This window comes from Curtobacterium sp. Curtsp22 (assembly GCF_059492135.1).
The window spans coordinates 1,647,091-1,666,791 of the sequence record NZ_CP168519.1 but is presented as its reverse complement, the minus strand read 5'-3'; the positions used below and the strand labels follow the sequence as shown (position 1 = coordinate 1,666,791).

Annotated in this window: 17 protein-coding genes; 11 read left to right on the top strand and 6 right to left on the bottom strand. The window is 73.2% G+C overall.

The genetic code is table 11. The features are described 5' to 3' along the window. The first annotated feature begins 193 nt into the window (after positions 1–193). Genes ACEN8D_RS07860 through ACEN8D_RS07850 form a run of 3 tightly spaced genes read left to right on the top strand, consistent with a single transcriptional unit; the run spans position 194 to position 4,778 of the window. A complete protein-coding gene (locus ACEN8D_RS07860; protein ID WP_413399763.1) occupies positions 194–1,012 on the top strand; it encodes an FAD binding domain-containing protein in 819 nt (272 codons plus the stop codon). Beyond that, on the top strand, positions 1,009–3,786 hold the full coding sequence (locus tag ACEN8D_RS07855; protein ID WP_413461742.1) for a molybdopterin-dependent oxidoreductase: 2,778 nt from the start codon (positions 1,009–1,011) through the stop codon (positions 3,784–3,786). The genes ACEN8D_RS07860 and ACEN8D_RS07855 overlap by 4 nt, the downstream gene beginning before the upstream one ends. Then, positions 3,786–4,778: an XdhC family protein gene (locus ACEN8D_RS07850; RefSeq protein WP_309780409.1), complete on the top strand. Its 993-nt coding sequence runs from the start codon at positions 3,786–3,788 to the stop codon at positions 4,776–4,778. The genes ACEN8D_RS07855 and ACEN8D_RS07850 overlap by 1 nt, the downstream gene beginning before the upstream one ends. 20 nt (positions 4,779–4,798) lie before the next feature. On the opposite strand, the gene ACEN8D_RS07845 is transcribed toward ACEN8D_RS07850, so the two are convergent. Continuing rightward, positions 4,799–6,097, bottom strand: coding sequence for an amidohydrolase family protein (locus ACEN8D_RS07845; RefSeq protein WP_413399724.1), 1,299 nt, complete (start codon positions 6,095–6,097; stop codon positions 4,799–4,801). Positions 6,098–6,266: 169 nt separating this feature from the next. Between ACEN8D_RS07845 and ACEN8D_RS07840 the strand changes: the two genes are divergently transcribed. Continuing rightward, positions 6,267–7,664 carry an amidohydrolase family protein gene (locus ACEN8D_RS07840; RefSeq protein WP_309887765.1) on the top strand — a complete coding sequence of 466 codons (1,398 nt, stop codon included), beginning with the start codon at positions 6,267–6,269 and terminating at the stop codon, positions 7,662–7,664. Positions 7,665–7,673: 9 nt separating this feature from the next. Here ACEN8D_RS07840 and ACEN8D_RS07835 read toward each other — a convergent pair whose 3' ends face one another. Continuing rightward, positions 7,674–8,627 carry a PDR/VanB family oxidoreductase gene (locus tag ACEN8D_RS07835; protein WP_495601222.1) on the bottom strand — a complete coding sequence of 318 codons (954 nt, stop codon included), beginning with the start codon at positions 8,625–8,627 and terminating at the stop codon, positions 7,674–7,676. Then, positions 8,624–9,241, bottom strand: a complete 618-nt coding sequence (locus ACEN8D_RS07830) for a helix-turn-helix domain-containing protein (protein WP_413400021.1) — start codon at positions 9,239–9,241, stop codon at positions 8,624–8,626. The genes ACEN8D_RS07835 and ACEN8D_RS07830 overlap by 4 nt, the downstream gene beginning before the upstream one ends. A gap of 187 nt (positions 9,242–9,428) precedes the next feature. On the opposite strand from ACEN8D_RS07830, the gene ACEN8D_RS07825 reads away from it, so the two are divergent. The 7 genes from ACEN8D_RS07825 (at position 9,429) to ACEN8D_RS07795 (ending at position 16,562) form a co-directional block, all read left to right on the top strand. Continuing rightward, positions 9,429–10,712: an amidohydrolase family protein gene (locus ACEN8D_RS07825; protein WP_495601221.1), complete on the top strand. Its 1,284-nt coding sequence runs from the start codon at positions 9,429–9,431 to the stop codon at positions 10,710–10,712. Between the two features lie 37 nt (positions 10,713–10,749). After that, positions 10,750–11,517 (top strand): ABC transporter ATP-binding protein, encoded by a 768-nt coding sequence (locus ACEN8D_RS07820; protein WP_254789361.1) that lies wholly within the window; start codon positions 10,750–10,752, stop codon positions 11,515–11,517. After that, positions 11,517–12,386 (top strand): ABC transporter permease, encoded by an 870-nt coding sequence (locus ACEN8D_RS07815; protein ID WP_071295296.1) that lies wholly within the window; start codon positions 11,517–11,519, stop codon positions 12,384–12,386. The genes ACEN8D_RS07820 and ACEN8D_RS07815 overlap by 1 nt, the downstream gene beginning before the upstream one ends. Before the next feature lie 66 nt (positions 12,387–12,452). After that, the gene (locus ACEN8D_RS07810; protein ID WP_070416834.1) at positions 12,453–13,640 is read left to right on the top strand and encodes a nitrate ABC transporter substrate-binding protein; all 1,188 of its coding nucleotides are present in this window, start codon (positions 12,453–12,455) and stop codon (positions 13,638–13,640) included. Between the two features lie 116 nt (positions 13,641–13,756). Next, the gene (locus ACEN8D_RS07805; RefSeq protein ID WP_413399986.1) at positions 13,757–15,121 is read left to right on the top strand and encodes an FAD-binding oxidoreductase; all 1,365 of its coding nucleotides are present in this window, start codon (positions 13,757–13,759) and stop codon (positions 15,119–15,121) included. After that, complete coding sequence (locus ACEN8D_RS07800; RefSeq protein WP_309778769.1) at positions 15,118–15,960, top strand: creatininase family protein; 843 nt, start codon at positions 15,118–15,120, stop codon at positions 15,958–15,960. Before ACEN8D_RS07805 ends, ACEN8D_RS07800 begins: the two co-directional genes overlap by 4 nt. A 98-nt stretch (positions 15,961–16,058) precedes the next feature. Next, the gene (locus ACEN8D_RS07795; protein ID WP_413461668.1) at positions 16,059–16,562 is read left to right on the top strand and encodes a pyridoxine/pyridoxamine 5'-phosphate oxidase; all 504 of its coding nucleotides are present in this window, start codon (positions 16,059–16,061) and stop codon (positions 16,560–16,562) included. Positions 16,563–16,588: 26 nt separating this feature from the next. Here the strand turns inward: ACEN8D_RS07795 and ACEN8D_RS07790 are convergent, their stop codons facing one another. The 3 genes from ACEN8D_RS07790 to ACEN8D_RS07780 form a co-directional block, all read right to left on the bottom strand. After that, positions 16,589–17,836 carry an MFS transporter gene (locus ACEN8D_RS07790; protein WP_413399425.1) on the bottom strand — a complete coding sequence of 416 codons (1,248 nt, stop codon included), beginning with the start codon at positions 17,834–17,836 and terminating at the stop codon, positions 16,589–16,591. A 95-nt stretch (positions 17,837–17,931) separates the two neighbouring features. Further along, complete coding sequence (locus ACEN8D_RS07785; RefSeq protein ID WP_309778772.1) at positions 17,932–18,561, bottom strand: DUF1345 domain-containing protein; 630 nt, start codon at positions 18,559–18,561, stop codon at positions 17,932–17,934. Positions 18,562–18,630: 69 nt separating this feature from the next. Further along, a complete protein-coding gene (locus ACEN8D_RS07780; RefSeq protein WP_413461669.1) occupies positions 18,631–19,563 on the bottom strand; it encodes a helix-turn-helix transcriptional regulator in 933 nt (310 codons plus the stop codon). Positions 19,564–19,701 lie beyond the last annotated feature (138 nt).

Genomic DNA, 19,701 nt, shown 5'->3' with positions numbered 1-19,701 from the left:
CGAACGCCCGTAACCACACGGAAACACCCGTTCCATAGCGTTGCCGCCACGACGCACCCGATCGAGGAGGGCCCCGTGGCGCACACATCCGCACCCCGGCGGTCCTCGGCGTGGAACCGCGGGATGATCGCGCACGGACGACGGTCCGACGGCGCCACCGACACCCGTCCCACCATCCCGATCGGACCCTGCAATGGACCTCGTCACCGTCCGCACCGTGCGGACACCGTCGCACCGCGACGACCTCTCCTTCGGTCCCGGTGAGCATCCCCTCGCCGGTGGCACCTGGCTGTACTCGGAGGAGCAGCCGGGCCTGACCGGGCTCGTCGACCTCACTGCACTGGGGTGGCGCGACACCGAGCGCAGCGCCGGAGGGCTCCGGATCGCCGCGACGTGCACGATCGCGTCGCTGCTGCGCGTGGCGCCCGAGGACGACTGGCGTGCCTGGCCGCTCGTCGACCGGTGTGCCAACGCGTTGCTGGCGTCGTTCAAGGTGTGGAACCAGGCGACGGTCGGCGGCAACGTCGCGGTCGCCCTGCCGGCGGGGGCGATCACCGCGCTGCTCGTGACGCTCGACGCGATCGCGGAGGTCTGGACGCCGGACGGCGGGGAGCGCCGGGTCCCGGTGGCGGACCTGGTCACCGGGCCGCGGACGACCGACCTGGCGCCGGGTGAGGTCATCCGGGCGTTCGACGTGCCACGTGCGGCCCTCGTGGCGCGCACCGGGTTCCGCCGGGTGTCCCTCAGCCCGCACGGCCGGACCGGCGCACTCGTCACGACGCGGTGGTCGGCGTCGGGCTTCGTCCTCGTCGTGACCGGGGCGACCCCGCGGCCACTCGTGCTCCGTCACGCCGGGGTCCCGACCGCCGCGGAGGTCGACGCACGGCTCGAGGCACACGACGCCTGGTACGACGACCCGCACGGATCCCCGGACTGGCGGCGCGCGGTGAGCCGGCGGTTCGCGGCGGAGCTCGTCGCCGAGGCGCTCGGGACGACGGGCGGTGCGGCATGAGGTTCGAGGTCGACGGCGTGACGGTGGACGCCGAACCGCAGCCCGGTCAGGTCCTCCGCACCCTGCTCCGCGAGCACGGGGTGACGTCCGTGAAGAAGGGCTGCGACGCGGGCGACTGCGGTGCGTGCTCGGTGCTCGTCGACGGTGTGCCGGTCCACTCCTGCATCACGCCGGCGCACCGGATGGCGGGGCGTGCCGTCACCACGGCGGCCGGGCTCGGCACGCCGGAGGACCCGCACCCCGTGCAGCGCGCGTTCGCCGAGGCGCCGGGCTTCCAGTGCGGCTTCTGCACCGCCGGGTACGTCGTCACGGCCTCCACGCTCGACGAGGACGCGCTTGCTGACCGGCACCGCGCGTTGAAGGGCAACCTCTGCCGGTGCACCGGGTACCGGGCGATCGAGGACGCCCTGGACGGGGTCGCGAACACGGCGTGCGCGGCGGCCGGTCAGGCGATCGGCACGTCGGTCGCCGCCCCGGCCGCGATGGCGATCGTGACCGGACGCGAGGAGTACACGCTCGACGTGCGGCGGACCGAGGGTCTCCTGCACCTCGCGGTCCTCGGCAGCCCGCACCCGCACGCCCGCATCGTGTCGATCGACACGGCGGAGGCCGAAGCCCTCCCGGGTGTGCACGCCGTCCTCACCCACTACGACGACCCCGGCGTGCTGTTCTCCACCGGTCGGCACGAGTCCCGCCTGGACGACCCGGACGACACCCGGGTGCTCGACCGGGTGCTCCGTTTCCGTGGGCAGCGCGTGGCCGCCGTCGTCGCGGACAGCGTCCGGATCGCCGAGCAGGCCTGCGCCCTCGTGCGGGTGCGCTACGAGGTGCTGCCGAGCGTGCACGACCCGGACGCGGCCCGTGCCGCCGGTGCTCCGCTCCTGCACGCCGACAAGACGACCGAGGAGCACCGGATCGCCGAGCCGGGCCGCAACGTGGTCGCCGCCCTGCACGGCGAGACGGGCGACGTCGACGGAGCCCTGGCGACGGCCGCGGCCACCGTCGAGGGCACCTGGACGACGGGCCGAGTCTCGCACGCCGCGCTCGAGACCCACGCGACCCGCGGGTCCGTCGACCGGGACGGGCGGCTCGTGCTCCGGACCGCGACGCAGGTCCCGTTCCTGGTGCGGGACGAGATCGCGCAGGTGTTCGGCCTCGACCCGAGCCGAGTCCGTGTCATCGCGAAGCGCGTCGGCGGTGGGTTCGGCGGGAAGCAGGAGTTGCTGACCGAGGACCTGGTCACCCTCGCGGTGCTGCGGACCGGTCGCGCGGTGCAGTACGAGTTCAGTCGGCGAGACGAGTTCACGATCGCCCCGACCCGGCACCCGATGCGCGTGCGGGTCCGGCTCGGTGCCGACGCTGAGGGGCACCTGACGGCACTGCACGTCGACCAGACCATGGACACCGGCGCGTACGGCAACCACGGGATCGGTGTCATGTTCCACTCCGTCAGCGAGTCCGTCGCCGTCTACCGGTGCCCGTCGAAGCGTGTGGACGCGGAGTCCGTGTACACGAACAACCTGCCGTCCGGGGCGTTCCGCGGGTACGGGCTCGGCCAGGTCGTCTTCGCGATCGAGTCCGCCATGGACGAGCTCGCCCGGGAGCTCCGCATCGACCCGCTCGACCTGCGGCGGCGGAACGTCGTGGTCCCCGGAGACCCCCTGGTGGTCACGGACCCGGACGAGCAGGACGACCTGCGCTGGGAGGGCAGCTACGGACTCGACCAGTGCATCGACCTGGTGGAGGACGCCCTCCGCGCACCGGTGCCCGAGGTCCCCCGGATGGACGGTCCGCCGCTGGACGACTCGGGCGACTGGGCGTTCGGCACCGGGGTCGCCCTCGCGGCGATCGCCACGATGCCGCCGCGTGGGCACCACGCGCACGTGTCGGTCGAGGCCACGGCGGAGGGCCGGTACCGCATCGGCGTCGGCACGGCCGAGTTCGGCAACGGGACGACGACGGTGCACACGCAGCTCGTCGCCACCGCCCTCGGCACCACCACGGACCGGGTCGACGTGCACCAGTCGGACACCGACGCCGCCCGGCACGACACCGGGGCGTTCGGGTCCGCCGGGGTCGTCGTCGCCGGCAAGGCGCTGTACGCCGCGGCGCAGGCACTGCGGGAGGACATGACCGGGCGTGCCCTCGGGATCGTCGCCGCCCGGACGCCCCGGACCGCGTCGGGTCCGCTCGGGCCGGCGGTCTCGATCGGGCCGGACGGCGTCCGCGTCGGCGAGGAGCTCGTCGGGCACGCCGAGCTGCTCGCCGACGGCCCGCTCGTCGCGCACGGCAGCCACGACGGCACGCCACGGTCGCTCGCGTTCACCGTGCACGGCGCCCGGGTGGCGGTGCACCGGCCGACGGGTGAGGTCCGCGTGCTGCACAGCGTGCAGGCGGTGGACGCCGGCACCGTCCTGAACCCGGAACAGCTCCGCGGTCAGGTGGAGGGCGGCGCCGCGCAGGCGATCGGCTCGGCGCTGTACGAGGAGGTCGTGCTGGACGAGACCGGTCGGGTGACGACCGACGCGTTCCGGGCGTACCGGGTGCCGAAGATCTCCGACGTGCCCCGCACCGAGGTGCGCTTCGCCGACACGCACGACCCGCTCGGCCCCCTCGGCGCGAAGTCGATGAGCGAGGCGCCGTACAACCCGGTCGCGCCGGCCGTCGCGAACGCGGTGCGCGACGCCGTCGGCGTGCGCCCCCACCGGCTGCCGATGACGCGCGACCGGGTCTGGGCGATGCTCCAGGACGCGACCGACGACGGGGGTGCGTGATGTTCGAACTGGCACCGCGCCTCCTGGCCGCCCTCGACGCGGGGGACCCCGTGGTCGTCGCGACGGCCGTCGCGATGACGGGCAGCGCGCCGACCGGCGTCGGCTCGTCGATGGCCGTCCTGCCCGGCGGTCAGGTCGTCGGCACCATCTCCGGCGGGTGCGTCGAGGGGGCGCTGTTCGACACGGCGGAACAGGTCCTCGAGACCGGCGAGGCGGTGCTCGAACGCTTCGGGTTCGACGACGACCCGGACGACGTCGACGCGATGTGGGCACCCGCGCTCCGCTGCGGCGGTCGCGTCGAGGTCCTGGTCCGTCGCGTCAGTCCCGACGACGTCGACGTCGTGGACGCGCTCCGGCGCGCGGCGTCCGGGGTGCCGACGTCGCTCGGCCTCTCGCTCGACCCGGCGACGCTCGGCGCGGTCGTGCACGTCCCCGACGGCTGCGGCGGCCGGCTCTTCGTGGAGCGGGCCGACGTGCGGCCGCGGTGCATCGTGGTGGGCGCGGTGGAGTTCGCCGTGGCCCTGACGAACACGGCGGCGGTGCTCGGCTACGCCGTGACGGTCGTCGACCCGCGGCCGGTGTTCCTGACCGACGAGCGCTTCCCGGCCGCCGACGAACGCATCGTGGGCTGGCCGACGCGTGTGGTCGAGGCGTTGCCGGTGGACGCGACCACCGCCGTCGTGGTGCTCTCGCACGACGACCGGTTCGACGCCGCCGTGGTCGACTCGGCGCTCCGACGGGGTGCCGGGTACGTCGGGGCGATGGGCTCCCGCACGACGAACGCACGTCGGATGGCGGAGCTGCGGGCGCTCGGGACGCCGGACACCGACCGGCTGCGGTCCCCGATCGGGCTCGACATCGGTGCGACGACGCCGGCGGAGATGGCGGTCGCGATCATGGCCGAGGTGATCGCGGTCCGGACGGGCGCCGGCGGCGGTGCGCTCGTCGACGGCGCCGGTCCCATCCACCGCCGGGCGGTGTCCGCGAGCTGAGCCGGCGGCGCACGATCGGGTCAGGCGACGGCGGGTGTCCGGGCCAGTCGTTCGGCGAGCCGCGCGGCGATCTCCCGCTCGTCCGCCGCGACGAGCTCCCCGTCGCGCACCACCACGCGCCCACCCACGACGACGTGTCGGGGCCGCCGCCCGGGGGCGGCCCAGAGGAGTCCCGCGACGGGGTCGGCGACTCCCGCGTCCGCCACCCCGGAGACGTCCCACACGCACAGGTCGCCCGCGCTCCCGGCGCCGAGGTGCCCGAGCTCCGGGCGCCCGAGCCCCGCCGCGGAACCCTCCGTCGCCGCGCCGAGCACGTGTCGCGCCGGCAGCTGCGGCCCGACGAGCGCCGACACCTGCATGGCGAGCCGGGCGTCCGCGAGCAGGTGTCCGGCATCGTTGCTGCCGCCGCCGCTCGTGCCGAGGCCGACCGGGACCCCGGCCGCGGCGAGCCGTGCGACGGGAGCGATGCCCCAGCCCATCGGCACGTCGCACCCGGGTGCGTGCGTGGCGGTGACGCCCGCTGCCGCGAGCCGGGCGATCTCGTCGTCGGTGACGTCGCAGAGGTGCGCGATCGTGACGTCCGGCGCGAGCCACCCCCATTCCTCGAGCAGGTCGAGCGGACGACGGCCGTAGCGCTCGAGCGCGATCGCGGTGTCGACCTGTTCGTTGGCCTGGGTCCGCCGGCGGAGTCCGTGTCGCGCCGCCACCTCGCCGAGCGCGCGGAAGGTCGCCTCGCCGTCGGAGTGCACGCCGGCCGGACCGACAGCGACCTGGAGCCCGCCGTCCGGGTCCACGCCGCCGACGGCGTCGTCGTGCAGCAGTCGTGACGCGATCGCGTCCGCCGAGGCCGCCGCGCGGTCCGGGTCGTCCCGTGCCGAGCCGCGGACGAAGACGACCCGACCGCCGAGGCCGCGGACCGCGCCCACGGTGGCCGCGGCGAGCGCGACGGTGTCGTCCGTGGTCGCCTTCGCGGGCCAGTTCAGGTGGTGGTCGGCGATCGTCGTGACGCCGGACAGGAGGCCCTCCGCGGCTCCGGCGGACGCCGCCAGTGCGTACAGTTCGGGGTCGTGCCCCACCCGTCCGTACGCCGCGGCCATGGTCGCGAGCCAGTCCGCCATCGGCACGCCGCGGGTCCCGGGCAGGGTGCGGAACGCGGTCTGGAGGAGGTGGTGGTGCGCGTTGACGAGGCCGGCCGTGACGACGCACCCGGACGCGTCGAGGGTGGTGGCGAGGCCGCTGCCGTCGTCGACGACGACGTCGCCCTCCCGTTCGGTCCGGGGGTCGACGAGGACGCGGAGGGCACCGGTGACGGTCAGCATGGTGGTGTTTCTAGCAGTCCCCTGTTTCCGGTCCGTGACGGGGTGCGCTCGGACGGGGTGCGCACGGACGGCGTGGCTGCTCGGTCCCGGCGTTCCAGGACCCTCGGTCGGCATCGCGGGGTAACCGGGCGGAAACACCCGGGGAACACGCGGACCGTAGGTTCGCCCCATGACGCAGACCCTGATCCGCGCCGGATGGGTGCTCACCGCAGCACCCGACGGCGCTGCCACGCCCGCCGCGATCCGCGACGGAGCCGTGCTCCTCGACGGCGACCGGATCGCCGCGGTCGGCACGTACGCCGACCTCGCCGCGGCCCACCCGGACGCGCCGGTGCGCGGCGGTGCGTACGACATCGTCACGCCCGGCTTCGTGAACACCCACGGCCACTTCAGCGAGGGGCTCATCACCGGGATCGGTTCGCAGTACACGCTGTGGGAGTGGCTCACGGCGTTGATCGGGCGCGTCAACCCGGTGATGACCCGGGACAAGGCGTACGCGGGCACGGTGCTGCAGGGCATCCAGCTGCTCCGGAGCGGGGTGACGACGGCGAACGACATGTTCTGCGCCGACCCGGTGCCGGACGAACCGGCGACACCCGGCGTGGTGCAGGCGCTCGAGGACCTCGGGCTGCGCGGGGTCGTGTCGTTCGGCTCCGGCGACGTCGACCGCGACTTCGGCGCGACGCCCATCCTGGAGGAGTTCGAGGCCCTGCGCGAGGCCGCCGCCGCCAGCCGGTACAGCACGTTCCGGGTCGGCGTCTCGTCGATCGGGCGGTACACGGACGACACCTGGCAGGAGCACGTCGACTACGCGGTCGCCGGCGGCCACGGCGTGCACGTGCACTTCCACGAGGTGCGCGAGGAGGTCACCGCGGCCCGGCAGCGCACCGGACGGACGGCCATCGGGCACGCCGAGGCGACGGGCATGTTCCAGGTCCCGGTGATCGCCGCGCACAGCGTCTGGGTGGACCGCGAGGACCGGGAGCGGTACGCGGCCCACGGCGTCGGCGTGGCCCACAACCCGGTCGCGAACGGGATCCTCGCCAGCGGCATCGCCCCGATCGCGGAACTCCGTGCGCTCGGCGTCCCGGTGGGCATCGGGGTCGACGGCCCGGCGTCGAACGACTCCCAGGACTTCCTGCAGGCGATGAAGACGGCCGCGCTGCTCGCTCGGGTGCGGGACCTGCAGGCCACCGCGATGAGCGCCCGCGAGGCCTTCGAGATGGGGACGATCGGCGGCGCCCGTGCCCTGCGCATGGAGGACGAGATCGGCTCGCTGGAGCCGGGCAAGCGCGCGGACCTGGTCGTCCTCGACGGCGACTCCCCGACCCTCGCCAACGTCCACGACCCCTACCAGGCGGTGGTCTTCGTCGCCGGCAGCCGCGAGGTCCGCGACGTCTGGGTGGACGGCGAGCTGAGCGTCGCGGACGGCGACGTCACCCGGGTGGACGTACGTGAGGCGGTCGAACGGGCGCGCCCGCTCGCCCGGCAGCTCGTGGCCGAAGCGGGCCTGGAACGCCTGTCCGCGCTCACCGGCGGCCCGCTCGACGGCACCGAGCGTCCGTAGTCCGTCCGGTCAGAGTTCGAGGACCAGTCGCGGGCAGCCGCGCCGGGCGCGGGACACGCAGACCATCATGGTGCGGTCGTCGGCCTGCTCCTCGGGGCTGAGCACGGTGTCCCGGTGCTCGACCTCGCCCTCGAGCACGGGGGTCTCGCAGGTGCCGCACGTGCCCTCCCGGCAGGACGAGAGCACGAAGGCGCCGGCGTCCTCCGCGACCTCGAGCAGGGTCCGGTCGGCTGGCACCGTCACGGTGACGCCGGTGACCGTGAGCTCGACCTCGAAGGCCTCGCCGGGGGCGTCGACGTCCGCGGCGGGCTCGAAGCGCTCGACGCGGACGCTGCCCGCCGGCCAGTGCTCGGCGGCGGCCTCGACCGCGTCCATGAGCCCGCGCGGCCCGCAGCAGTACACGACCGCGTCGCGCGGTGCGGCGAGGAGCGCGTCGACGTCGAGCCGGACGCCCTCGTCGGCCGCCGCCACGACGACCCGGTCGGGGTGCGCGGCGACGAGCTCGTGCACGAACGCCATGCGGTCGCGGGACCGCCCCGCGTAGTGGAGCTCCCACGGGGTGCCGGCGCGTTCGGCGGCGGCGATCATCGACCGGATCGGCGTGATCCCGATGCCCCCGGCGACGAAGACCGCGGGGCGCGCCGGGTCGTGGCCGAAGTGGTTCCGCGGCCCGGCCACCACGACCTCGTCGCCGACCGCCAGGCCCTCGTGCACGGCGACCGATCCGCCGCGGCCGTCGGGCTCGCGGAGCACGGCGATGCGCCAGTGCCCGTCGGCCGTCGTCGTGACGAGCGAGTACTGCCGCTCGGTCCCGGGGGAGACCTCGAGGTCGACGTGCGCCCCGGGTTCCCAGTCCGGCAGCGCCGGGCCGTCGACCGGGGCCAGGTCGAGTGCGACGACGTCGGTGGCGACCTCGTGACGGGCGGCCACGCGCAGCCGCCGACGCTCCGGCACGGCGTTCACGCGATCGCTCCGGCGCGCGGGGTCTCCTTGACCACGATCATGTGGAAGCGGGTGCCGTCCGTGCTGCACCACCGGTGGCCGGTGCCGCCGCGGTAGTACGCCGAGTCGCCGGGCCCGAGGTCGAGCGGTTCCCGTCCGCGCAGGTCGAGGTGCACGCGGCCGGCGAGCACGGTGAGGAACTCGTCCTCGTGGTGCTCGAAGTACTCGCCGAGGTCCGTGTTGTCGCCGACCCACTCCAGCGGCTCGAACGCGTGCGGGCCGGCGTGCACGAGCAGCCGGGCCTCGCCGCTCGAGAACGGTCCGCGCGCGCCCTCGCCGGCACGGATCACCTCGGGCAGGCGGACTTCGTGCTCCGGTCGCTCGGGGGCACCGGCGGCGAGCAGTTCGACCTGGGTCGTGCCGAGCGCCGCGGCGATCTTCTCGAGGGACACCATGCTGGCGCGGGAGTGCCCGCGCTCGACCTGGCTGAGGAACGGGTGCGACAGCCCGGTCAGTTCGGCGACCTGCACGAGCGTCAGTCGTGCGGCGCGTCGGCGGGCACGGATGTGCTCACCGATCCGCTGGGTCTGGTCGTCGACGACGCGGTCGGTCTCGGTGGTGGTGCCGGTGCTCACGCGCACTCCTCTCGTCCTCGGTGGGGCCGTCCCGACCGGTTTGTCGGAACGCTCGTTCCCGCTCCCGGTCGCGTCGGGGCGGGCGTCACACACGGCAACCGCCTCGAAACGAGAGGGAAACACTGCCGCCCTAGCATCGGAGATGTTGATGCGATCAACATTCTCACACACGATCGAGAGGCTCCGGATGGACTCGTCAGTGCCCCGCCCGATCGCCCTCCTGCGCTCCGCGCTGCTGCCGGACGGCCGGTCGGTCGACGTCGCGATCGACGGCGAGACCGTCTCCACCGTGGCCCCGGCCGGCACCCTCGCGGCGCCGGCGGAGGAGACGATCGACCTCGGCGGCCGGCTGCTCCTGACCGCACCGGCAGAACCGCACGCCCACCTCGACAAGGCCCTCAGCGCCGACGTCATCCGGCCGCCGCTCGGCGACCTCGGTGCCGCGATCGCCTCGTGGACCGCGCACGCGACCACCATGACCGTCGAGGACATCGCCGACCGGGCCCGGACCGCCGCCCTCACCCTGCTCGCCGCCGGCACCACGGCCGTCCGGAGCCACGTCGACGTCCTCAGCGGCCGACACAGCGCGGCGGACCGGCCCGCCACCACGGAGCAGGCCCTGCGCGGCGCCCGAGCCCTCGTGCAGGTCCGCGACGAACTCGCCGACCTGATGGACATCGAGCTCGTCGCCCTCGCCGGCCCGCTCGCCCCCGACGAGCACGTCGAGGCGGTGCTCGACCTCGGCGTGGACCTGGTCGGCGGCGCCCCGCACCTCGCCGAGGACCCCCTCGCGGACGTCGACCGGCTCCTCGCCATCGCCCACCGACGGGGCCTCGGGGTCGACCTGCACGCCGACGAGAGCCTCGACGGTCCGGTGACCCTCGACCACTACGCCCGGGCGTCCCGCTCGCTGCGACGGGACCGGCAGTACTCCGCCGGGCACTGCGTCCGGCTCGGCACCCTGGGGCCGGAGCGGCTCGCCGAGGTGGTCGCCGACGTCGCCGCAGCCGACCTCGGGGTGATCACGCTCCCGATCACGAACCTGTACCTGCAGGGTTGGCAGTACCCGGTCGCCACGCCGCGGGGACTGACCGCGATCCAGGCGCTCCTCGACGCCGGCGTCCGCGTCGCCGCCGGCGCGGACAACGTCCGCGACCCCTTCAACCCGGTCGGCCGGAGCGACGCCTTCGAGACCGCATCGCTGCTCGTCTCCGCCGGCCACGTGACGCCGGACCAGGCGTACGCGATGGTGAGCGACACCGCCCGGAGCGTGATGGGCCTCCCGGCCGCCGGTCCCGTCCCCGGGCGTCGCGCCGACCTGCTCGCCGTGGCCGCGACGAGCGTCACCGACGCCGTCGCGAACGCCCCCGCCGACCGCATCGTCCTGTCCCGCGGGCGACTCGTCGCCCGCACCGAGGTGCGACGGACCGTCGCCGCGCCGTCCGCAGCAGCGGCCGCCGTCCCCGCCTGACCCCTCCGCCCGCCCGCACCGAGAACCCGAGGTGATCGTGACCACCACCGCCCCGCCACCCGTCGCCACGACGGACACGCTGCTCGACTTCCGCAACGTCGAGATGACCTTCCCGAACGGCACCATCGCCCTGCAGGGCGTCGACCTCACCGTGGACCGCGGCCAGTTCGTCTCGGTCGTCGGCCCGTCCGGCTGCGGCAAGTCCACGCTGCTCCGCATCGCCTCCGGCCTCGAGACCGCGTCGGACGGGTCGGCCGGTGTCGCGGCCGACCGCATCGGCTACGTCTTCCAGGACGCCACGCTCCTGCCCTGGCGCACCGTGCAGGGCAACGTCGAGCTGCTCGCCGAGCTCGGACACGTGCCGAAGGCCGAGCGAGCTGCCAAGGCCGCCCACGCCATCGAGCTCGTCGGCCTGAACGGCTTCGAGACGAACCTGCCGAAGCAGCTGTCCGGCGGCATGCGGATGCGGGTCTCGCTCGCCCGGTCGCTCACCCTCGACCCGGAGCTCTTCCTGTTCGACGAGCCGTTCGGTGCCCTCGACGAGATCACCCGCGAGCGCCTCAACGACGAGCTCCTCCGGCTCTTCGTCGAGCAGCAGTTCGCCGGGCTCTTCATCACGCACTCCGTGTCCGAGGCCGTGTACCTCTCCACCGAGGTGATCGTGATGTCCGGGCGCCCCGGCAGCATCGTCGGCCGGTTCGACGTGCCGTTCCCGATGCCCCGCGACCCCGACATCCGCTTCACACCCGAGTTCGCCGAACTGGTCGGCGAGGTCTCGCACGCGCTCCGGGAAGGACACCGCTGATGGTCACCCTGCAGGAGGCCGCCGAGACCCGCGCGGTCCGGGCCGCCGCCCGTCGCGCCGCTCCTCGGGCCCGCCGCGGCATCGCGTGGTGGCAGCCCGTCGTCGTCCTCGCCGTGCTCGTCGGCATCTGGTACGCCGCGGCCGCGTACTACGACCACGTCCGGGGCCTGGCCTTCCTCGTGCCGTACCCGCACCTCGTGGCGAAGGCGATCGTCGCGCCGACGATGCCGGACGGGTCGCCGTCCACGTTCGGCTCCGACCTCTGGTCCGCCCTCGGACGAACCACCGTCGTCTCGCTCACCGGCCTCGGCTTCGCGATCGTGATCGGTGTCGTCTGGGCGATGGCGATGGCGCAGGCGAAGTGGCTCGAGAACTCGCTGTACCCGTACGCGGTGGTGCTGCAGTGCGTGCCGATCCTCGCCCTCGTGCCGCTCATCGGCGCCCTGTTCGGCTACGAGTTCGTCAGCCGCGTGATCGTCACCGTGATGATCGCGCTGTTCCCGATGGTGTCGAACACGCTGTTCGGGCTGCAGTCCGCCGACCGCGCGCAGCGTGAGCTGTTCCAGCTGCAGCGTGCCGGCCGGTTCGCCCAGCTCGTCAAGCTGCAGTTCCCGGCCGCGCTGCCGTCGATCTTCGTCGGCCTGCGCACCTCCGCCGGGCTGAGCGTCATCGGGGCGATCGTCGGCGACCAGTTCTTCCAGCGCGGCAACCCCGGGCTCGGCGTCCTCATCCAGGTGACCGCATCGCGCCTGATGGGCCCCGAGCTGTACGCGACCATCCTGATCGCCTCGCTCTACGGCGTCGCCGTCTTCCTCGTGTTCGGCCTGATCGGCCGCCTGGCCGTCGGCCGCTGGCACGACTTCAGCTGACCCCCCCCGAACCCACACCCCTTCCCACCACAGCACCACGAGACCCGCACCACGAACGGAGCCTCCATGCGCACCACCTCCCGCCTCGGCGTCGCAACCGCCGCCCTCGCCGCCACCGCCATCGCCCTCACCGGCTGCGCGGCGGGGTCGTCCGGCAGCACCGGGACGACCGCCGCGACCTCGTCGACCGCCTCCGGGCCGAAGGTCGACCTCGCCGGCGCGTGCCCCGCGACCGTCGTCGTCCAGACCGACTGGAACCCCGAGGGCGAGCACGGCCACCTGTACCAGATGCTCGGCCCGAACCCGGTGATCGACTCCTCCGGCAAGACCGTCACCGGCGACCTCTACGCCAACGGCAAGAGCACCGGCGTCAAGCTCGAGATCCGTGCTGGCGGCCCGGCCATCGGCTACACCAAGGTCGCGTCGCAGATGTACCAGGACAAGGACATCACCCTCGGGTACATGTCCACGGACGAGCAGGTGCAGTTCTCCGGCAACCTGCCCACCACGGCGGTGTTCGCCGAGAACGACCAGTCCCCGATGTCGATCATGTGGGACCCGAAGACGTACCCGGAGGTCGACAGCATCAAGAGCCTCGGCAAGGCACTCGAGAAGGACGGCGGCGTCGTCCGCTACTTCAACGGTGCCGCGTACATGACCTACCTGGAGCAGTCCGGGATCCTGCCGAAGAAGGTCCTCGACGGCAGCTACGACGGCACCCCGTCGAAGTTCGTGTCCGCGGGCGGCAAGGACGCCCAGCAGGGCTTCGCGACCGCCGAGCCGTACATCTACCAGAACCAGGTCGCGGCCTGGGGCAAGAAGGTCGACTACGCGCTCGTCTCGAGCACGGGGTGGAACCCCTACCCCGAGGCGATGTCGGTCCGTACCGGTGACCTGAAGAAGCTCGAGCCGTGCCTGCAGAAGCTCGTGCCGGTCATGCAGCAGGCCGACGTGGACTACCTGAAGTCCCCGGGCGCCACGAACGACCTCATCACGAAGCTCGTGCAGCAGTACAACAACGGCTGGACCTACGACTCGAAGGTCGGCGCGTTCGCCGCGGCCCAGATGGTGAAGCTCGGCCTCGCGAAGGACACCGACGGCTACATCGGGTCGATGGACGAACAGCGGATGCAGGACTTCATCGCCAAGGCGACGCCCGTCTTCGCCGGCACCGGTGACGTCAAGAGCGGCCTGAAGCCCTCCGACCTGTACACGAACGAGTTCCTCGACAAGTCCATCGGTCTGGGTTCCTGACACCGGTCGGCTCCCGTCGAACGGGAGCCGACCAACAAGCGGACGGGAGGCGCGGTGCCACGCCCCGCGCGCCTCCCGCCCCTCGTCCCCGCACCACCCACCCACCAGGAGTGAGCATGACCACCGTCACCCCCACCTCCGTCGAGGCGCTGCGCGCCGAGCTCGTCGCACTGCTCGGTGAGCGCGGCGTGAGCGTCGACGAGCGCACGCGGGCCCGCGCCTCCGTCGACGAGGCCACCATGAGTCCCATCCTCAGCGAGCAGCTGCCCCTGGGCCTCGCCGACCTCGTCGCGTCGCCGGCCAGCGCCGACGACATCGCCGCCACCCTGCAGGCCGCGGTCCGGCACGGCGTCCCCGTCACCACCCGCGGGAAGGGCACCGGCAACTACGGCCAGGGCATCCCGCTGCACGGCGGCCTGGTCCTCGACACGTCGCGGGCACGCGCGGTCGTCGAGGTCGGCGACGGCTGGATCACCGCCGAGGCCGGTGCGTCCATGGTCGCCCTGGAGCAGGCGGCCGCCGCCACGGGCCAGCAGCTCTGGATGTACCCGTCCACCGCGCAGTCGACCATCGGCGGCTTCCTGTCCGGTGGTTCCGGCGGCACCGGGTCGATCGCGCACGGGTCGAACTGGCAGGGCTTCGTCACGGCGCTCGACGTCGCGCTCCCCGGCGCCGACGAGCTGCTGCACGTCGAGGGCGACGAGGCGCAGCCGTTCGTGCACACCTACGGCACCGCCGGCGTCATCGCCCGCGCCACCGTCCGGCTCGAGCCGCTGCAGGAGTGGCGAGCCGTCTACGCGGCGTTCCCCACCTTCGAGGACGCGCTCGTCGCCGTCCGCACGCTGCGCGGACTCGACCCGGTGCCGCGGCTGGTGAGCGCCGACCGCGCCGAGATCGCCGCGACGCTGCCGTCCGACCTGGCCGTCCCGGACGACCGGGCGAGCCTGCGAGCGATCATCGACGACGTCGTGCTCGACGAGGCGCGGGCACGCATCGAGGCCGCCGGCGGTGAGGTCCTCGACGTCCGCGAGGGCCTGCAGCAGACCACGAAGGTGTCGATGCTGTCGTACAACCACCCGATCTGGTGGCTGAAGCGGAACACGAGCGACACCGAGTACTTCCACGTCGAGGTCGGCGGTGAGGCGCTCATCGACCGGATCGCCGAGGTCGAGGCCGTCTACCCCGGCGGCATGCTCCACATCGAGGCCGCGCACGCCGGACCGATCGGGATGCTCACCGCGCCGTACACCGGGGCCGAGGACGTCTACGCCGGCTACCCGGTGCTCCGCGGACTCGGCGTCCGGGTGCACAGCCCGCACCAGTACTACGTCGACCACGGCGTCGAGGAGCTCGTGGCGCTGAAGCAGCGCACCGACCCCGCGGGGCTGCTCAACCCCGGGCACGTCATCGACCCGTCGCTCGTGGTCAGCGGTGGCTCCACCGCGTCCGCGCAGCCCGTCGTCCCCGGGTTCGGCAAGTGAGCGCCGGCATCGGCACGGTCCGCTCGCGTCGGCTCGCGGAACTGTCGGGTCCGGCCGTCGCGGCGGGCTTCGGACCGGACACGATCGTCGTGCAGCCCACCGGCGCCGTCGAGCACCACGGCCCGCACCTGCCGCTCCTGACCGACCACCTCCTCGCCGAGCACATCGGCGGGGCGGCGGTCGAGCAGGCGGCCGCCGAGGGGCTGGACGTCTGGCAGCTCCCGACGCTGTCGTTCACGAAGTCCGACGAGCACAGCTGGGCGCCCGGCACGGTGTGGCTCGACAGCGACACGATGTTCGACACCGCGGTCCAGATCGGCCGCGCGGTCGCCCTCACCGGTGCCGGCACCCTGGTGTTCGCCAACGGGCACGGCGGCAACGTCGCGCTGCTGCAGGTCGCCCTGCGTGAGATCCGGAAGCGCTACGGGTTGAAGACGTTCCTCATGCCGACCCTCGCCCGCGTCCCCGGCCCGGACGGCGAGGACGCGGACGAGCTCGGGCTGGGGATCCACGGCGGCGCCGCGGAGACGTCGATGATCCTGCACCTGCGTCCCGACCTGGTCGACATGTCGCTCGCGGAGCGATGGGTGCCGGAGCACATCGCCGGCTTCGAGAAGATCGCCTTCAACGGTGGCCCGGTGTCGTTCGGGTGGTTGTCCGACGACTTCGGGACACCCGGGGTCGTCGGCGACGCCAGCCGGGCCACGGCGTCGTACGGTGCCGTCCTGTGGGAGCACTCGGTCGCCGAGGCCGTGGCGTCGCTGCACGAGATCGCACGGTTCGACCCGGCGGTGAGTCGTCCGGCGGCGGCCCGCCCCGCCGACGCTTCGGTCTCGTGACCGTGCCGCGAGGGGTCGACGATGCGCCCGTGCCGACGGACCCGTTGGCCCTCGCGGCATCCTGGCTCCCTGCGGCGGCGGACGCCCCGGGTCCGACCATGACCCTCTCCACCGTCGGGCTCGACGGCTACCCCGACGCCCGGACGGTCCTGCTCTCCCTGTTCGACGGGGAGCGCCTGCACTTCCACACCGACTCGCGCAGCCGCAAGGCCGCCGAACTCGCGGCGGTGCCCCGTGCCGCGGTGACCCTGCACTGGCCGGAGGCCGCGCGCCAGCTCGTCGTGGTCGGTGACGTGGCGCCCGTCTCCGACCACGAGGCCCGCTCGGCCTACGCGGCCAGGACGCGGTACCTGCAGGTGCTCGCGTGGGTCAACGACCACGCGTCCGCTGCGGACACGCCGGCTCGGCGCCGGGAGGCCTGGGCGGCGTTCGGCCGCGAACGGGCCGGCACGGACCTCGAGCCGCCGAGCACGTGGGCGGGGTTCGCACTCACACCGGTGCGGATGGTGTTCTGGCGCGGGGCGACGGACGCGGCCAGCAACCGGCTCGCCTACCAGCGGCGCGCGGACGGGTCGTGGTCGCGGGAGTCCTGGCCGGGGTGACCACCCCTGTGTCGGGTGGAACCTTCCTAGCGAACGCTGGCGCTGGGCAGTGGAGACCACGCAGCGACGACGACGGCGGCCGCGAACACGACCGTCACGGCGAGCAGCGCGAAGCCGTCCCCGGTCAGGGTCACGAGGGCACCCCCGCCCACTGCTCCCACCGCCGCGAGCGTCCGATTCGCGCTGCGCATCGTGCCGTTCACCCGGCCGAGGAGGGCGTCCGGTGTGACGGTCTGGCGGAGGACCATCTCGTTCGCGTTCTCGCAGCCTGCTGCGGCACCGTGCAGGGCGAAGGCGACGAACAGGACCACGACCGTCGTCGGCCGTGCTGCACCGCCGGTACCGAGCGTCACGAGCGTGATGGCCGCCCAGGCGATCGGGTAGGCGGCTCGTGCGGCGATGATCGTCCGGCCGGCACCGAACCGGGTGCCGAGGCGTGTCGCAGCGGTCGCGCCGACGAGCATCGCGATCCCGCTGACGGCGATGACGGCTCCGTACAGCGCTGCGGGGAGCGCGAGCGTGCGGAGCGCGAGGGTCGCGAACACCGTCAGGCCGGCGGCGTTGGCGAGGAACCAGACGTGGGTGGACAGGGCCAGCGGCCTGAGCACTGCGTTGCCGTACGTCCAGCGCAGACCGTCCACGATGTCACTCCGGAGGCTCGTCCTGGCCGGCCGCGCCGGCTGGTGCTCGACGACGCGGACCCGGGCGATGAGGAACGCGTCGACGAAGTAGCTCACCGCGTCGAGCGCGATCGCGACCGGCGCCGTCACGATGCTGACCAGGACCCCGCCGAGCGCCGGGCCTGCCGTCTGCGCCGCCGCGTCGCTCTGGTCCACCCGCGCGTTCGCTGCCAGGAGGAGCGGGCGCGGCACGATCCTGGGGAGGAGCGACTGCGTTGCCGCGAACCCCACGACGGACAGGATGCCGAACACGAACAGCACCGCCGCAGTCGCCCACAGGTCCAGGATCCCGGTGGACCACAGCACCGGGATCGCACCGAGGCTCACGCCGCGACCGATGCTCGCCGAGATCAGCAGCGGCTTCCGCCGGAAGCGGTCGACGGAGGCGCCGACGACCAGACCGAACACGGCGTAGGGGAGGAACTGGGCAGCGTTCACGAGACCGAGCTCCAACGGACTGGCGTGCAGCACGGTCACCACGAGGACCGGCACGGCGACCGCGCTCACGACTGATCCGAACGACGAGACGGTCGCGGCCGACCAGTAGGGGAGGAAGCCCGGCACCCGACGGAGCGTGGTCACGTCGTCGCCCATGTCCCAACGCTGTCAGACCGTGACACCGCGAGCAAGGGCGTGGTCTCGTCTCCCCGCACCCGGATCCTCGTGGGCACGGAGCGAACGCGCGCATCTCACCCTCCCTGGGTGAGACCCGTGATGAGGTTGATGGCGACCGCGACCACGAACGTGCCGAAGAAGTAGGACAGCAGCGCATGGCCCATGGCGATGCGGCGGGAGGGAGTGGACGACTGGACGATGTTGCCCGGGCTGTAGGCCATCCCGATGGAGAACGCGGTGTACGCGAAGTCGCTGTAGGACGGGTCCTCGTCCTGGTCGAAGTCGAAACGGTGCCTGTCGTCGATGTAGTACATGCGCGCGTACTTGAACGCGTAGACGGTGTTCATGACCGCCCAGGCCGCCACGACTCCGACCACTGCGAGGATCGCGGCGGCCGAGCCGACCGCGTCGTGCTGCTGGCTCCGGAAGAGCGCGAAGACCACCAGGACCAGGCTGAGGAACGTCGCGACGATGATGAGCACGTCGACCATCCGTCGCGAGCGATCCTCGTGACGAGCGAGGGAACGGGTGCGTTCGGGGCCGGCCGGCCAGGCCGTCGACCACGCCCAGACGAGGAACACCAGCGCGGCGGTCGACCACCCGAGGAGCGCCGACAGGTCGGGGACACCGAGCAGCCCGGCGATCACCGCGACCGCGACGCCGACGACCACGGCGATGCAGGCCTTCACGGACAGGTGTGACATGACTCTTCCCTTCTGGACGGCGGCCGCTCGCGACGGTCCCGCTTGCGCTTCGGCTGCGCTGCGATCCGGTCAGCCGTGCCGTGATCCGGACAGGGGGACGTAGAGGCCGGCACGCTCGGCCCGGACGGCGGCGAGCGTGCGTGACGTGGCGTCGAGCTTGACCAGGATGTGCTCGAGGTGCGCGGCGACCGTGCGGGGAGCGATCCTCAGCGCCCGGGCGATCTCGACGTTGGAACACCCCTCGATCACGTGTCCGAGCACCTCGAGCTCCCGTGGCGTCAGCCCCCGCCGGTCCGGGGCCGACGACAGCAGCACCACACCGCGGACCACGGCGTGCGAATCGCTGCCGCAGCCCAGTACCGTCACCCGCTCGTAGCGGTCGGGCGACCGACGGCTCCCGAGCGGCCACAGGAACACCGCATGGTCCTGCCCGTCGTCGATCGCGTCCCTGGCCGCGTCGATCAGCGCCGAACCGGTGGTCAGGAGTCCGTCGTCCGACAAGCCCGGGAGGCGCATGACGCCGTGCCCGGGAAGGAGGACCGCCCCTGCTCGGGCCCCGTCGACGAAGGCCGCTGATGCTGCGAGCGTCCGCAGCGGGTCGAACCCCGCCGCGAGGACCGGGACGATGCGAGCGAGGCGTCGGCGGAGGGACCGTGCGGGCGGCTCCGGGCTCTGGAACAGCACGGTCATGAAGCCCACGTGTCGCCCCCGACGCTCGTACAGCGCGACGGACAGCGCCTCGTGGAACCCCGCGGACAGACAAGCGGCCCGACTCTGCAGGTCGCGGGACGACTCGGGAAGGTCCGACATGCTGGTGGGCGGCCGCTCACGATCGAGCCCGGCCATCTCGATGTCGCGTGCCATCTCGGGGCCGCTCATGTAGCGGACGCTCGACTCCGCGAGGTCGGTGCTCGCCACCGAGTTGTAGGCGGTACCGCCCTGTTCGGCCAGCGCCATCCACGCGCCGTCGAACGGGATCTGGGTGCGCACCTCGTCCAACATGGCCTGAGCCCGCTCGTGGACGGAGGACGGGCGCGCAGCGATGTCAGCGAGCTCGATCGCACCGGTGCGTGACACGGGACTCGACCACCTCAGGACCATCGCCAGCAGGAGTGAACGGAACTGTCCGAAAACGTCTTC